We start from the raw sequence: 15,520 nt of genomic DNA, 5'->3' as shown, positions 1-15,520 counted from the left end.
CTTCCTTAAACCGATGCAGATGATGCTTTAGGCGCTGGGTAATAACATTCGCCAGCCGCTGCTTTTTGTTTAATGCTTTCTGGTACTTGGTAAACAGCACCTAATTGCTCAAACTCTTTTGTCATTTCTAAATAGGTTGGTAACCCAATAGAATCAAGATAACGGAACACACCTCCTTTAAATGGAGGGAAGCCTAGGCCGTAAACAAGTGCCATGTCAGCCTCTGCTGGTGAGGCAATAATGCCTTCATCCAAACAACGAATAACCTCATTTATCATTGGGATCATCATTCGAGCACTGATTTGCTCTGAGGTATAAGGTTGAGTTGTGTCTGTTACTGTTGCGATGATTGAGTGAGTGTTTTCATCCACATTTTTCTTTGGTTTACCTTTTCTATCTACGGCATAAGCATAGAATCCAGTGCCATTTTTCTGGCCATAGCGATTTTCATCAAACATCGCATCAATTACATCACGACCGTTTTTAGCCATGCGTTCAGGGAACCCTTGTGCCATCACTGCTTGAGCATGATGAGCCGTATCAATACCAACCACATCAAGTAAGTAAGCAGGTCCCATTGGCCAGCCAAATTCTTTTTCCATTACTCTATCTATTTGTTGGTAATCTCCGCCGTCACGAAGTAATAAACTAAAGCCCGCAAAATAAGGGAAAAGAACACGATTTACAAAGAAGCCTGGACAGTCATTAACAACAATAGGGGTTTTACCCATTTGAGAGGCGTAAGCAACGACACGATCAATGGTTTGTTGTGACGTTTTTTCACCACGGATAACTTCGACAAGCGGCATACGATGCACAGGGTTGAAGAAATGCATACCACAGAAATTTTCAGGACGTTTTAGTGATTTTGCTAATAGTGAAATTGGAATAGTTGAAGTATTCGACGCTAAGATCGCATTTTCGTTAACTTCATTTTCAACTTCCGCTAATACTGCCGCTTTAATTGTTGGATTTTCAACAACCGCTTCAACAATAACGTCTTTGCTATCTATACCACCGTAGTTTAAAGAGGGAGTAATAGAAGAGAGTACCTGAGCCATTTTCAAACCAGATAAACGCCCACGCTCTAACTGCTTATTCAGTAGTTTAGAGGCTTCATTCATACCTAAATCTAACGACGGTTGAGCAATGTCTTTCATTAAAACAGGTACGCCCTTTGATGCCGATTGATAAGCGATACCACCGCCCATGATCCCGGCACCTAAAACCGCAGCACTTGTTACGGGTTCACTATTTTTAATTGCTTGTTTTGCTTTACTCTTAACGAATTGATCGTTTAAGAAAATACCAACCAATGATTTTGCTACTTCGGTGCGAGTTAGAGCAACAAAGTTTTTGTTCTCAATCGCCAGTGCTTCATCGCGGTTCATTCCGGCGGTTTGCTCGATTGATTTAACCGCAGTGATTGGCGCAGGGTAATGTTTACCTGCCATTTTCATTATCATGCCTTTAGCGACATTAAATGACATTGCGGCTTCTAATGGGGATAGCTGTAATGGCGATTTCTTTTGTTCACGACGCTGTTGCCAATTCAATTCACCTGCAATTGCTTGCTTAAGCATAGAAATAGACGCGTCTATCAAGGTTTCACGTGAAACAACCCCATCAACCATGCCTAATGCAAGCGCATCTTTTGCTCGTTTAGGTTTCCCAGTTGTGATCACTTCCATTGCAGGATCGGCACCGATTAAGCGAGGTAAACGAACAGAGCCACCCCAACCAGGCATAATGCCAAGCTGTGTTTCTGGTAAACCGATGGATGCGGTTTCATCTGCTAAGCGGAAATCGGTAGCAAGGACACATTCACAACCACCGCCTAGAGCAAAGCCGGTAATCGCCGTTAGTGTTGGTACGGGGAGGTCTTCTAGTTTATTAAAGATAACGTTGGCTTGATGAAGCCAATCGCTTAGTTCTTCTGGTGGAATATCAAACAACCCTAGAAACTCAGTAATATCCGCCCCCACAATAAAAGCACTTTTTCCTGATGAAACCAGGAGGGCTTGTAAATCCTCTTGTTTATAAAGCGCATCAATAGCTTCGCCAAGAGAATGTACGGTGGCAAGGTTGAGCTTATTCACATTGCCTGTCGCATTAAACACTAGGTGAGCAATGCCTGATTCGATGTAGTCTACAGAGAGGTTTTCACCTTGATAAATCATTTTCTATCTCCATGAAATAAGAACCAGATCCGAGTATTCGTTATTATGATAATCTGGTTTGACCAGTTAATAGTGATGCTAAAGTAAACAGATATCAAATTAAATTTAACATTTTGTTTACGTTTATATTGTTTGATCACAAATTTGCTTTCTTCGTTTGGCGAATAAATTCAGCTTAGAAAGCGTAAATGTCATTAGAAGTGATACACTTTAAAGTTCCATTTTTACTAACAGTGTAGTCTATGAGTGATCAACCATATCAAGTACCAAAAGCGATGGCGGTATTTGAAGAAGAGATCAAAAAGAGTGTCTTTATTACCTACCTCGCTAGAACGGCATCAATTGATGAAGCCAAAGCGTTTGTCGCTGAAATAAAAACAAAGCATTCTGATGCAAGGCATAACTGTTGGGGATTTGTTGCAGGAAGGCCTGAAGATTCTATGAAATGGGGTTTTAGCGATGATGGTGAACCATCAGGTACTGCAGGCAAACCAATACTTGCTCAACTCAGTGGCAGTGGTATTGGGGAAATCACCGCAGTGGTGACTCGCTACTCTGGTGGGATAAAGCTAGGAACGGGTGGTCTTGTTAAAGCGTATGGTGGTGGAGTTCAGCAAGCTCTTAAATTGATAGAAACAGAAGAAAAACGCATTACAACTCATATTATTTTGCATTGTGACTATAACTTAGTGAGTTTGGTCGAAACATTACTGCACCAATATGAAGGACAACAGGTGGCAGCGGATTATAGTGATAAGGTTGTAATGACATTAGAACTAGAGAAACGTGTCATTACTGAATTTCAAACCGCGGTGATTAATAAAAGCGGTGCCAAAATTGAATTTCCAACAGAGTAATTCAATTCATATAAACCATTAGAATGCGAGTGACGCAAAGCGTTAAATAAATCATGCAGTTTCGTTCAATTATTCGAATCGTGGGTACATTACTCGCGGTTTTTAGTTTTTTCATGTTAGCCCCAGCTCTTGTCGCGTTTATTTATCGTGATGGTGCGGGTGTGCCTTTTGTTATTACCTTTTTTTTATTATTAGCAGGAGGTGGTGCACTTTGGTTCCCTAACCGTGAACATAAACAAGAGTTAAAATCTCGAGATGGCTTTCTCATCGTGGTTTTGTTTTGGATGGTAATCGGTAGTGCTGGTGCGCTTCCATTTTTGCTATCAGGAACACCTGATATTTCGATAACCAATGCCTTTTTTGAATCATTTTCTGGGTTAACGACAACAGGTGCTACGGTTCTTACGGGATTAGACCATTTGCCAAAAGCGATTCTATTTTATCGCCAGCTTCTTCAATGGTTTGGTGGTATGGGGATCATCGTTTTAGCGGTGGCAATTTTACCAGTGTTGGGTATTGGTGGTATGCAGCTGTATCGAGCTGAGATCCCTGGGCCGGTTAAAGATTCCAAAATGACGCCACGAATTGCAGAAACCGCAAAAGTACTTTGGTATATATATCTTACTTTAACCATTGCGTGTGCTTTGGCATTTTGGGCAGCAGGAATGGATTGGTTTGATGCCATCTCTCACAGCTTTTCAACGATAGCTATTGGTGGTTTCTCTACTTATGATGCGAGTATGGGGCATTTTAATAGTCCTATAATTAACGCTATCACGGTGGTCTTTTTACTTATTTCTGCCTGTAATTTCTCATTGCACTTTGCTGCATTCGCCTCCGGCGGTGTTCATCCTAAATATTATTGGAAAGACCCTGAGTTTAGAGCGTTTATTTTTATCCAAGTATTATTGTTTTTAGTTACTTTCTTATTGTTACTAAAGCACAGTACTTATGACTCAATTGGTGCTGCGGCAGATCAAGCTTTGTTCCAGACGGTATCAATTTCAACGACGGCAGGTTTTACGACAACCAGTTTTTCTGAGTGGCCATTGTTTTTACCTGTTTTATTGCTGTTTTCTTCGTTCATTGGTGGTTGTGCTGGGTCAACCGGTGGCGGGATGAAGGTTATCCGTATATTGTTACTTTCTCTGCAGGGGATGCGTGAACTAAAGCGCCTTATTCACCCAAGAGCTATTTTTACGATTAAGATTGGGACAAAAGCCTTACCTCAACGAGTGGTTGATGCAGTGTGGGGGTTTTTCTCTGCTTATGCATTGGTGTTCGTTGTTTGTATGCTGGCATTAATTGCGACTGGCATTGATGAATTAACCGCGTTTTCAGCGGTTGCTGCAACACTAAATAACTTAGGTCCGGGGTTGGGGGAGGTTGCGGTGCATTTTGGAGAGGTAAATGATTCAGCAAAATGGATTTTAATTATCTCAATGCTATTTGGTCGTTTGGAAGTTTTTACCTTACTTATTTTGTTTACGCCGACGTTTTGGCGTAGTTAGTTTTTAGTATTAGAAAGATAAAAGGGTTTACTGTGGAAAGAGTATTACTTCTTCACTCAAGTCGTGAAGGTCAAACCATTAAGATATTGGATTATATTGCGACTAAGTTAGGGAGTGATGTCCAATGTGAATTAGTGGATTTACATCAGCCGTTAACGGTTTCGTTTTCAGATTATGATCGTGTTGTGATTGGTGCTTCTATCCGTTACGGTCACTTGAATAAGAAGTTGTATCAATTTATCTCTCAACATCAAGTGGCTTTGGAGCAAGCGAAGTCTGCATTTTTTATTGTGAATCTGACTGCTCGTAAAGAGGGTAAAGATACCCCAGAAACCAGTGCGTATTTTAAGAAGTTTTTATTGAAGTCTTCTTGGGTGCCTGCTTTGCAAGATACGTTTGCTGGTGCGTTATTTTACCCTCGTTATAATTTCTTTGATCGTTTTATGATTCAACTCATCATGAGAATGACGGGGGGGGAGACGGATCCAACTAAAGAAGTTGAATATACGAACTGGAAACGAGTCGATCAATTTGTTGATAAGATAAAACACGATTAAATTCTATTCGTTTTCGGAATAATAGTGCGATAGAAGTAGGATTTTTGTTTTAAATTCATATTTTTAGCGTTCAAAGTGTAGATTTTATTGTGGAAGTCATTACAATAGCACGCACAACAGGGGTGTAGCTCCAACTGGCAGAGCAGCGGATTCCAAATCCGCGTGTTGGGAGTTCGAATCTCTCCACCCCTGCCATATTTAGAGAAGGCTCATATCGAAAGGTATGGGCCTTTTTGCTATCTGCGATTTAAGAAAAGAGCCGCGGATCCCCCCCACCATAAGAACACGCGTGTTGGGAGTTCGAATCTCTCCACCCCTGCCATATTTAGAGAAGGCTCATATCGAAAGGTATGAGCCTTTTTGCTATCTGCGATTTGAGAAAAGAGCCACGGATCCCCCCACCATAAGAACACGCGTGTTGGGAGTTCGAATCTCTCCACCCCTGCCATATTTAGAGAAGGCTCATATCGAAAGGTATGAGCCTTTTTGCTATCTGCGATTTGAGAAAAGAGCCACGGATCCCCCCCACTATAAGAACACGCGTGTTGGGAGTACTTATCTCGCAAATTACAAAATAAACGTCCGTAATAATAATCGTTTAGATCTATCTGTTGCATTTATGTGTGATTTATATTTAGATTACGATCTTATAAAATATAAATATAATTACCAGGATGCATTATGAAAACTTATTGGTTACCAATAGCTTTTTCTTTATTCGTTATAGGCTGCGCAACTCACCCCGAGACCCCAATAAAAGCAGATCCTAATTGGGTCAGTGAACAACTTGATAATGGACTTCGTTACCATATTTATCCAGACACAGAAAAAGAGGTCTCAGTAAGACTGATTATTCACGCTGGCTCATTTCAAGAGACACAAGACCAAAAGGGATATGCGCACTTCGTAGAACACATGGCGTTTAATGGAAGTGAACATTTTTCTCAAAATGACGTAATTTCTTTATTTGAAAATGCGGGACTCAGTTTCGGTGCTGATATTAATGCGTATACTTCTTATGAGGAAACCGTTTATAAGTTAGATCTTCCAAATAATAGTGAATTAAACAACGCACTTACTTGGATGCGAGATATTGGAGATGGTATTGAACTTTCTTCTAAAGAAGTAGAAAAAGAGAAAGACGTTATCCTTGGTGAATTTCGATATTCTCGGCTTGAAGAGAAAAACATATCGACACAATTTTATGAGCACATGACTAACAATTCATATGATGCTTATGATCCTCTTGGTGATAAAGAATCGGTTGTGTCAGCGTCTTCAGAAACATTAAGCGAGTTTTATAAGAAATGGTATCAACCACAATTAGTTGAAATCATTATCTCGGGAGACGTTACTTTAGCGCAAGCGACTAAACTCGTTAAAAAACACTTCACTTCTTGGGAAAAAGGCACCACTACGGTAACAACAATGGAAAAGGAGGTATTAAATACATCTGATTTTATTGGTTATATTGCGGGTGGCGAAGCACCAAGCATCAATATGATTATTGATCGTGGAAACGCGAATGTTCAAAGCAGAGAAAAACAACATCAGCTTTGGTTAGATTACATTACTCAAAAATTAATTGAACAAAGAATGAATGCTGCATTTTTAGATGCAGCAATGCCAGCTCAGTGGATTTATTCGACAGAATATTTTGTTTCAGACCGTCGCTATTCAATTTCTTCAGTATCATTCCCCGCACGTTACAGAGAGCAAAGTGAAACGCAATTTTTAGAGGTGTTGGCTTCTTTACGTGACTATGGTGCAACGGCCAATGAGCTAGAAGACATCGTAAAATATTATCAATATGAATTAGATAATATTGGTAAAAACCAAGATGATTTAAACGCGGTTGATCATGCTGAAAACAAATCAATGAATATCGTTAACCAGCAACCAAGTCAGTCTATTTTAGATTATAAAGAAAGCTTGGAAGCTTTTATCTCTATGGTAGATCTTACGGTTGTTAATCAACATATGGATGATTTGCTATCAAGCACTTACCAATTTGGTATTGGTTTAGATGCGAGTGAAAGTATTGATGCGACTAAACTAAGAATTCCTGAATTAAGATCTCTGTATAACAAGCAGGGTAATAAGCCTTTACTTAATAATGTTACCTCTGCTTTCCCTGTTCCTGCTATTTCTGGAAGTATTCTTTCAGAAGAATTAATATCGAGCGAAAGAAACTTAACAAGCTGGACGTTAGATAATGGCATTAATGTACTGTATTTAAGAGATGTGAACTCAGGGGATGACATCAGTATCTCGTTAGCAAGCAAAGGGGGAATGGCAGCATTGACTTCAAACTTAATCCCGGCTGCAAACATTGCGATTCCTGTTGTTAGTCGCAGTGGATTAGGCGACCTTACTGGGTCTCAATTAGATGCCCATCTAAGACGTAATGATATTGAGCTTTATCCATATATTAACTTTACTCATCATGGCATTGAAGTCTTCACCAATAGAGAAGGGGTTGCAGAAAGTTTTGCTATCTTATCAACGTTGATGTCTGAGATAAAAGTCGATGCTGACCAGCTTAAAGCAGTAAAACAGGAGTTTAATCAAAACCGCAGTGCATACCTAGAAACGCCATTAGGTAAATTTACTCAAGCGATTAACCACAATACGTATGTAGTAACGAGTAGCCATCGATTACTGGAAGGCACTGGAGTGGCTGACGTAACTGATGATCAAATAAAACAAATACATCAATTATTATTCCAACAGAATAGAAATTATCAGTTAGTGATTGTTGCTGATCTTAAACCAACAGAGTTAAAACCATTACTTCGCCAATATGTGGCTAGTATTCAATTCGCTAATTCTGAACCAGTTAACTATGCCGCAGGCTACAAAGAATCATTTGAGCCTAGCTTTACAATGGCAGTTAATACCGAAAACAACAGTCACTATATCGCTCATTTTATTGCGAATAAGGCTGATGAGAAGCTATCTGCAAAAACCTTGTTTATGAACGATATGATGCAACGCATTGTATCTAAACGTTTGATGTCTTATGTGCGTGAAGAGCTGAGCTTAGATTATGCACCTTATGCAGAAATCATAAATTTTGATGGTGAGTTACGAAGTAATTGGATTGTTGGTGCTCAAGTTGCCCCAAAAAATGCGGAGCTTATTGAATCAGCGATAGATAAAGTGATTGCTGATTTATTAAATGGAGTGTCCGAAGAGGAAACCCGTTCTGCTGCAAAACAGTTAGTGGTTGATTTGTCTCCGATGAAAAATAACTCATCACAACAAGCCTGGCTATTTACGAGGTACACAATACATGGCTATGGAATTGATGCGTTATTGAATATTCAAAAGACAGCTGATTCTATACATTCGCAGGAGATGACGGCGTTAATCCAGAGTACATTTGGAGACGATGTTCGTAAGTCTACATACTTAGCAACACCAACAAAGCGATAAATTTCATTTTTTTATGTAAATAAAGTGTGATCTAGATCTTGTTTTTTGGAAGGTAAGCAGTACAATTCGTTGCTTAATTAATCGCTAAGGTTTTATAACAATGAATTACGATTTAGGTTCTGTCTATCTTGGTCAAGTTGCTGCAAAAAATATGCTGAACGAAGAAATGTATGGCAAACAGCAATCAAGAAAGAAAAAATCAAACGTAACTAAAAAACTTTGGAAAGGATTCGAAAGTGTAAATACTAAAATGGTTAATGCGGTGAGTGGTTACACTCCTGTACTTACTTGGTAAGTTATTTACAAGAGTTACTAAAAAGGCGCTTAAATAATTAAGCGCCTTTTTATTTGCCATTTATTAATGATAGGAGTAGCATTTCTTCTGTTGATTGGTATGCGTACCGTTCATCAGGTGATGGATTTCCACCTTTAACCGCTCTAATTTAGAGATAATGATTCCTACTGTAGCGTATCCTTATCAGATAACTCTGATAGTTTTTGGATAGATCCGTCTATAGTAGAGCTGTTTGTTATTTCTCTTCTCTTCTAAGATAGTCTATCCTTTTGATTAACCATATATTAAAAGATAGAAATTCATGGCACATCCTCTTAATCGAAATTTTCAAAATATTTTCCAAGTATTCCGTTGGTCTTTACTTATACTTCCGGTTGCTTTGCTCGTTGGTTCATTTAATGCCTTCTTTTTATGGTTGCTCAGCGAGGCAACTCAGACTCGAATCAATAACCCTTGGTTAATTTACCTTTTGCCTCTTGCAGGGTTAGTGATTGTTTATAGCTACCGTAACTGGGGTAAGAACTCAGCCGGTGGTAATAATTTGATTATGGATGAGATAAATCAGGCTGGTGAGGGGGTTCCAGTTCGAATGGGGCCTTTAGTTCTGATCACAACCGTTATTACTCATCTATTTGGTGGTTCTGCTGGTCGAGAAGGGACCGCTGTTCAGATTGGTGGTGCAACAACGGATTGGTTATCAAGAGTATTTAAGTTATCTGAAGATGACCGACGAATGATGCTGACTGCTGGTGTTGCTGCGGGTTTTGCTTCTATCTTTGGTACCCCATTTACTGGCGCTATCTTTGCGCTTGAAGTGTTATTTATTGGTCGAATTAAATTCAATGCAATCATTCCTGCTTTGTTAGCGGCAATTTTAGCGAATGTCGTCGCCTCTGCATGGGGTGCTCATCATACTCATTACTTAATTAGTTTTGATCAAGTCAGTACCTTGTTTGGTCATGTGGTTGATATTGATCTGGTATTGATGGCTAAGGTAATTGTTGCTGCGATTGCGTTTGGTTTTGTGGGTTATTTGTTTGGCGAATTAACCCATGGTTTTAAAGACCTATTTAATGCCACGTTAAAAAATCCATATCTCATCGTGGTTGTTGGCGGTTTAATGGTGATTGGTATCACTCAACTTATTGGTAACTACGATTATATTGGTATAGGGGTATACCCAAGTCGGGATGGCGGTGTGAGTATTACCTCAGCATTTAGTGCTGGCGGAGCAGAATGGTATAGCTGGATTTTGAAGTTATTGCTTACCGCGATAACGTTAGCTGCGGGTTATAAAGGGGGAGAAGTGACACCACTGTTTTTTGTTGGTGCAACCTTCGGTAACTTCTTAGCTTGGGTGATGGGAGCGCCAGTTGATCTGTTTGCAGCTTTAGGATTTTTAGCCGTATTTGCAGCAGCAACTAACACTCCGCTAGCGTGTACAATCATGGGGGTTGAGTTGTTTGGCGCGGATTACTTACCTTACTTTGCGTTAGCGTGTTATACCGCTTATTACTTCAGTGGTCATACTGGGATTTATTCATCTCAACGTGTAGCGGTATCTAAAACATTAGAGCATGGTCGTGATCATGATGGCTCTAATAAAATTGGGTCATATCGAGAATATAATTCATCGACGTTAAAGCACATGGCTAAAAAATTGATGAAAGGTGATAAGTAGTTTCACGTGGAACATTGCTATTACGGTAGATTGGAATCTAATTTACCGTTGTCTGTGAGTTAGAGTTGGACATGCTTTAACTCGCAAACTCCACCAACCAGCGTGAAACAATGCCTTTCTTCGTTTCAATTTCAATTTACTTTCTTTATACTCCGATAACGTTCAGTTTTTCACCAAGAAATTCTGAAAGAAACTTGTCGGAGTGCTTAGTACTTTTTTAAAGTACGAGCTGAGACCGCATTGCGGGATCCGTAGAACCTGATCAGGCTAATACCTGCGAAGGGAACAAGAGATAATCTACATCTTAGTTATGAAAAATAGCTGAATTATTTGATAGGTAATAGAATCATTATAATTTTATTATTATTGAAAGTAACATCGGCGTGAGTGATAAAAGCTTACAGATACATTTTATTTCATACTGAGAACCTCTTGCTACAACTCAAATCCGACAAGCAATTATTCTATTTTTACCAAGGAATTTTGCTATGTCGTCAAGTCGTAAACAAGCACGTTTAGATGCTAAAACTAATATCGAATCGTTATCGGTTCAACCATACCCCAACTCAAGCAAAGTCTATATTCAAGGTTCACGCTCTGATATTCGCGTGCCTATGCGTGAAATTTCTCTGGCTGATAGCTTAGTCGGTGGCAGTAAAGAAAATCCAATTCTTGAACCAAATGAACCTATCCAGGTGTATGACACGTCTGGGGTCTATACCGATCCAAATTACGACATTGATGTTTATCAAGGCTTGCCAAAATTGCGTGAGCGTTGGGTAGAGGAACGAGCTGATACAGAAATGCTAGGTGGGGTTAGTTCGGTTTACTCCCAAGAACGATTGGCTGATGACACATTAGATGAGCTTCGTTATGGCAATCTACCAACCATTCGTCGAGCGAAAAAAGGACAATGTGTTACCCAACTTTATTATGCTCGCCAAGGTATTATTACCCCAGAAATGGAATACATCGCGATCCGTGAAAACATGGGACGTCAAAAATTTGCAGATGAACAACTAAATCATCAGCATCCTGGCCACAGTTTTGGTGCCAACCTTCCAAAAGAAATTACCCCTGAATTTGTACGTAACGAAGTCGCTGAAGGGCGAGCGATTATTCCTGCCAATATCAATCATCCAGAAGCAGAACCAATGATCATTGGTCGTAATTTTTTAATTAAAGTTAATGCCAACATTGGTAATTCATCGGTCAGTTCGTCGATTGAAGAAGAAGTCGAGAAGTTGGTTTGGTCTACGCGTTGGGGCGGCGATACCGTAATGGACTTATCTACTGGTCGAAATATCCATGAAACTCGTGAATGGATTTTACGCAATAGCCCAGTACCCATTGGCACTGTTCCTATGTACCAAGCACTTGAAAAAGTAAATGGCGTGGCTGAGAACCTAAACTGGGAAGTGATGCGAGATACCTTAATTGAGCAAGCGGAGCAGGGTGTAGATTACTTTACGATTCATGCTGGTTTATTACTTCGTTATGTACCAATGACGGCGAAAAGAGTCACCGGAATTGTCTCTCGCGGCGGTTCTATCATTGCAAAATGGTGTTTAGCGCATCATCAAGAAAGTTTCTTATATACGCATTTTCGTGAGATTTGTGAGATTTGTGCGAAGTACGATGTTTCTCTTTCTTTAGGGGATGGCTTACGTCCGGGTTCAATTGCGGATGCCAATGATGAAGCACAGTTTGCTGAATTGAGAACGCTCGGTGAGTTAACTAAGGTTGCTTGGGGATACGATGTTCAAGTGATTATTGAGGGGCCGGGTCATGTGCCAATGCACATGATCAAAGAGAACATGGACGAGCAACTCAAGCACTGTCATGAAGCACCGTTCTATACATTAGGCCCGTTAACGACTGATATTGCTCCTGGCTATGATCATATAACGTCGGGAATTGGTGCGGCCATGATTGGATGGTACGGCTGTGCAATGCTTTGTTATGTCACACCAAAAGAGCACTTAGGCCTACCGAATAAAGAAGACGTTAAGATTGGTTTGATCACCTATAAATTAGCCGCTCATGCAGGTGATTTAGCCAAAGGTCACCCGGGTGCTCAAATTCGAGATAACGCCTTATCAAAAGCCCGTTTTGAATTTCGTTGGGAAGACCAGTTTAATCTGTCTCTTGATCCGATTACGGCTCGTGAATTTCATGATGAAACGCTGCCTCAAGAGTCGGGCAAGGTAGCTCACTTTTGTTCAATGTGCGGACCTAAATTCTGCTCAATGAAAATTTCACAAGAGGTTCGTGAGTATGCCAAAGATATTGATCAAGTTGCATTAGACCAAGCGATAAACATTAAGATGATTGACGATCCACTTGAAGGGATGCGTCAAAAATCAGCAGAGTTTAAGGCGTCCGGTTCTGAGCTTTATCATCCAGCGTTTGGTGCGGAAACACTGGAAAGTTAATTCTCTTTTTACCCATAAAATTACTATCAGTGTTTCACGTGAAACACTGATATGGAGTTCAAACGATGTATTTTTTCCCAGCAATAGATAGAGAAAAGTTTGGCCTTTACCCTGTGGTAGATGATGTGGCATGGATAGAAACCTTACTTAAACTTAATGTTCAAACCATTCAATTACGAATTAAAAACCCAGAACACCCTGATTTAGAAAACCAGATCATCAAAGCGATTAGACTCGGCCGTGAGTATGATGCCCAAGTCTTTATTAATGACTATTGGCAACTAGCAATAAAGCATGGCGCGTTTGGTATTCATCTTGGACAAGAAGACATTGAAGTGGCCGATTTACTTGCCATCTCTGATGCCGGTATTTGTTTAGGACTATCTACTCACGATGACAGTGAGTTAATGACCGTTAAAGCACTGAACCCAAGTTACTTAGCTCTTGGTCATATTTTCCCTACGCCGACCAAAGACATGCCATCAGAACCTCAAGGTTTAGTTAACTTAGCGAACAACAGAAAATTAGCGGGTGATATACCAACCGTTGCTATCGGTGGTATTGATTTAACGGTGGCTGAGCAAGTGTGGCAAACAGGCGTTGATAGCATTGCGGTCGTTCGAGCTATCACTCAAGCCGATAATATTGAAAAAGCCGTCAATCAGTTTTCTGCGATTTTAGCCCAACCAAGAACATCCGATTACCTTCTTAAAACGCAAAATGCACTTGAGGTGATGGATGAGTAATTTGTTGATGGAAGGATTAAACGATCAAGATTTCCTTCGCTATAGCCGACAAATCATGCTGCCTGATATTGGTGAGCGAGGACAAGTGTCTCTTCGAAATAGCACCGTGCTAATGGTTGGCTGCGGAGGATTGGGATCATCTGTTGGAATGTATTTGGCTGCCGCAGGTGTCGGGACGTTGATTATTGCCGATGGCGATGACGTTGATCTTAGTAACTTACAGAGGCAAGTGGTTTATCGTGAGCAGAGTATAAAACAGAACAAAGCGTTAGCGATGGCTCAAGAACTGCAATCAATAAACAAGACGATTACGATTGAGGTGATAACGAAGCACCTAACAGAACCTGCGCTTTCACGATTCATTACACAGGTAGATGTTGTTCTAGACTGCACTGATAACTTAACAACACGTCACAATATTAATGCCGCCTGTGTTCAACATCAGGTGCCTTTAATTTCTGGCGCAGCGATTGGTTGGCAAGGACAATTGATGTTGTTTTCAAATAAGAGTGATGAGTTAGGCAACACATCGTCGTCTTGTTATCACTGTCTGTTCCCTTTTATTGAAAGCCAACAAACGAAAAACTGTCAATCTTTCGGAATTATTGGGCCAGTGGTTGGCATGATCGGTAATCTACAAGCCTTAGAGACAATTAAGTATTTAACGCAACCTGAGTGGATGGCATGGAGTTCACTGCATCAATTTAATGGTAAGTCATTATCTTGGTCGACGATGGGTATTCCCAAAGACCATTGTTGTCCTGTCTGTCAGTCACCAAGTGATTTTAACGATGTTTCACGTGAAACATGTAATAAAGAGAGAGAATCGGTCAGTGAATAATTTAATTAGTGTGGAATTAAATGGGGTTGTGCATCGGGTTGAAAAGAAAATGACGTTATTCATGTTTCTATCTCATCAACAAATAGAAACTCAAGGGTGTGCGTTAGCTATTGACCAACAAATCGTTCCTCGAAGTGAATGGCAACAACGTGGTTTATCTGACGGTGAATCGATTTCCTTATTCCAAGCCATTGCAGGAGGCTGATATGACACAACCATTGATTATCGCAAATACATCATTTTCTTCTCGTTTGTTTACTGGAACAGGAAAATTTCCCAATTCGTTAATAATGCAGCAGGCATTAATTGAGTCGGGTTCTGAGCTCGCAACGATGGCATTGAAACGAGTGGACGTGAGCAATCCTGAGGATGACATTTTAAAGCCAATTATTACAGCGGGCATAAATTTACTGCCTAATACATCTGGAGCTAAAAATGCCCGAGAAGCGATTTTTGCGGCTCAGTTAGCCAGAGAGGCATTGCAAACTAATTGGTTGAAATTGGAAATCCACCCAGATCCAAAATACCTAATGCCCGATCCGATTGAGACATTAAAAGCGGCGGAAGAATTAGTTCGCCAAGGATTTATTGTCTTGCCTTATTGCCACGCTGATCCGGTGTTATGCAAACGACTTGAAGAAGTAGGTTGTGCGGCAGTGATGCCGTTGGGTGCGCCTATTGGGTCAAACAAAGGCATTGTGAGTCGTGATTTTTTAGAGATTATTATCGATCAAGCAAAAGTGCCCGTTGTGGTTGATGCTGGAATTGGCGCACCATCGCATGCGGCCTTTGCGATGGAGTTGGGTGCTGATGCGGTATTGGTGAACACCGCGATTGCTGCAGCAAGAAATCCAGTGGCGATGGCTACGGCATTTAAGTTGGCGGTTCAGTCTGGACGATTAGCGTATGAAAATGGATTGGCGTCTGTGAGTTCTCAAGCGGTGGCATCGAGCCCATTAACGGCATTTTTGGATTAACT

At 40.5% G+C, this 15,520-nt stretch carries 11 protein-coding genes, 1 tRNA gene, 1 pseudogene and 2 riboswitches; of the genes and pseudogenes, 12 read left to right on the top strand and 1 reads right to left on the bottom strand.

The features are described 5' to 3' along the window. Nucleotides 1–5: 5 nt before the first annotated feature. Nucleotides 6–2,180: a fatty acid oxidation complex subunit alpha FadB gene (fadB, locus tag A6E06_RS01665; RefSeq protein ID WP_065594531.1), complete on the bottom strand. Its 2,175-nt coding sequence runs from the start codon at nt 2,178–2,180 to the stop codon at nt 6–8. Nucleotides 2,181–2,422: 242 nt separating this feature from the next. Here fadB and A6E06_RS01660 point away from each other — a divergent pair, with 242 nt between their 5' ends. The 12 genes and pseudogenes from A6E06_RS01660 to A6E06_RS01600 all read left to right on the top strand — a co-directional run bounded on the left by A6E06_RS01660 (nt 2,423) and on the right by A6E06_RS01600 (nt 15,518). After that, nucleotides 2,423–3,037 (top strand): YigZ family protein, encoded by a 615-nt coding sequence (locus tag A6E06_RS01660; protein ID WP_065594530.1) that lies wholly within the window; start codon nt 2,423–2,425, stop codon nt 3,035–3,037. A gap of 53 nt (nt 3,038–3,090) precedes the next feature. After that, the gene (locus tag A6E06_RS01655; protein ID WP_065594529.1) at nt 3,091–4,548 is read left to right on the top strand and encodes a TrkH family potassium uptake protein; all 1,458 of its coding nucleotides are present in this window, start codon (nt 3,091–3,093) and stop codon (nt 4,546–4,548) included. Between the two features lie 32 nt (nt 4,549–4,580). Next, nucleotides 4,581–5,105, top strand: a complete 525-nt coding sequence (hemG, locus tag A6E06_RS01650; protein ID WP_065594528.1) for a menaquinone-dependent protoporphyrinogen IX dehydrogenase — start codon at nt 4,581–4,583, stop codon at nt 5,103–5,105. Nucleotides 5,106–5,223: 118 nt separating this feature from the next. Further along, a tRNA-Trp gene (locus tag A6E06_RS01645) sits at nt 5,224–5,300 on the top strand. 486 nt (nt 5,301–5,786) lie between these two features. Continuing rightward, nucleotides 5,787–8,543 (top strand): pitrilysin family protein, encoded by a 2,757-nt coding sequence (locus A6E06_RS01635; protein ID WP_065594526.1) that lies wholly within the window; start codon nt 5,787–5,789, stop codon nt 8,541–8,543. Nucleotides 8,544–8,643: 100 nt separating this feature from the next. Further along, nucleotides 8,644–8,838, top strand: coding sequence for a hypothetical protein (locus A6E06_RS01630; protein WP_065594525.1), 195 nt, complete (start codon nt 8,644–8,646; stop codon nt 8,836–8,838). A 107-nt stretch (nt 8,839–8,945) separates the two neighbouring features. Then, nucleotides 8,946–9,012: riboswitch (Fluoride riboswitch) on the top strand. A 127-nt stretch (nt 9,013–9,139) separates the two neighbouring features. Beyond that, nucleotides 9,140–10,519, top strand: a complete 1,380-nt coding sequence (locus A6E06_RS01625; RefSeq protein WP_065594524.1) for a voltage-gated chloride channel family protein — start codon at nt 9,140–9,142, stop codon at nt 10,517–10,519. Between the two features lie 188 nt (nt 10,520–10,707). Further along, nucleotides 10,708–10,821: riboswitch (TPP riboswitch) on the top strand. A 186-nt stretch (nt 10,822–11,007) separates the two neighbouring features. Beyond that, the gene (gene thiC / locus A6E06_RS01620) at nt 11,008–12,954 is read left to right on the top strand and encodes a phosphomethylpyrimidine synthase ThiC (protein ID WP_065594523.1); all 1,947 of its coding nucleotides are present in this window, start codon (nt 11,008–11,010) and stop codon (nt 12,952–12,954) included. A 74-nt stretch (nt 12,955–13,028) separates the two neighbouring features. Next, nucleotides 13,029–13,700, top strand: a pseudogene (gene thiE / locus A6E06_RS01615) (thiamine phosphate synthase); the annotation flags it as partial. Further along, nucleotides 13,693–14,541 carry a HesA/MoeB/ThiF family protein gene (locus A6E06_RS01610; protein ID WP_065594521.1) on the top strand — a complete coding sequence of 283 codons (849 nt, stop codon included), beginning with the start codon at nt 13,693–13,695 and terminating at the stop codon, nt 14,539–14,541. The pseudogene thiE and the gene A6E06_RS01610, both read left to right, overlap by 8 nt. After that, complete coding sequence (gene thiS, locus A6E06_RS01605) at nt 14,534–14,746, top strand: sulfur carrier protein ThiS (RefSeq protein WP_083190263.1); 213 nt, start codon at nt 14,534–14,536, stop codon at nt 14,744–14,746. Before A6E06_RS01610 ends, thiS begins: the two co-directional genes overlap by 8 nt. A 1-nt stretch (nt 14,747) precedes the next feature. Further along, on the top strand, nt 14,748–15,518 hold the full coding sequence (locus tag A6E06_RS01600) for a thiazole synthase (protein ID WP_065594519.1): 771 nt from the start codon (nt 14,748–14,750) through the stop codon (nt 15,516–15,518). Nucleotides 15,519–15,520 lie beyond the last annotated feature (2 nt).

The organism is Aliivibrio sp. 1S175 (assembly GCF_001690985.1).
In the GTDB taxonomy this organism is placed as follows: Bacteria; Pseudomonadota; Gammaproteobacteria; order Enterobacterales; family Vibrionaceae; genus Aliivibrio.
This window is presented reverse-complemented; position numbering and strand designations above follow the sequence as displayed.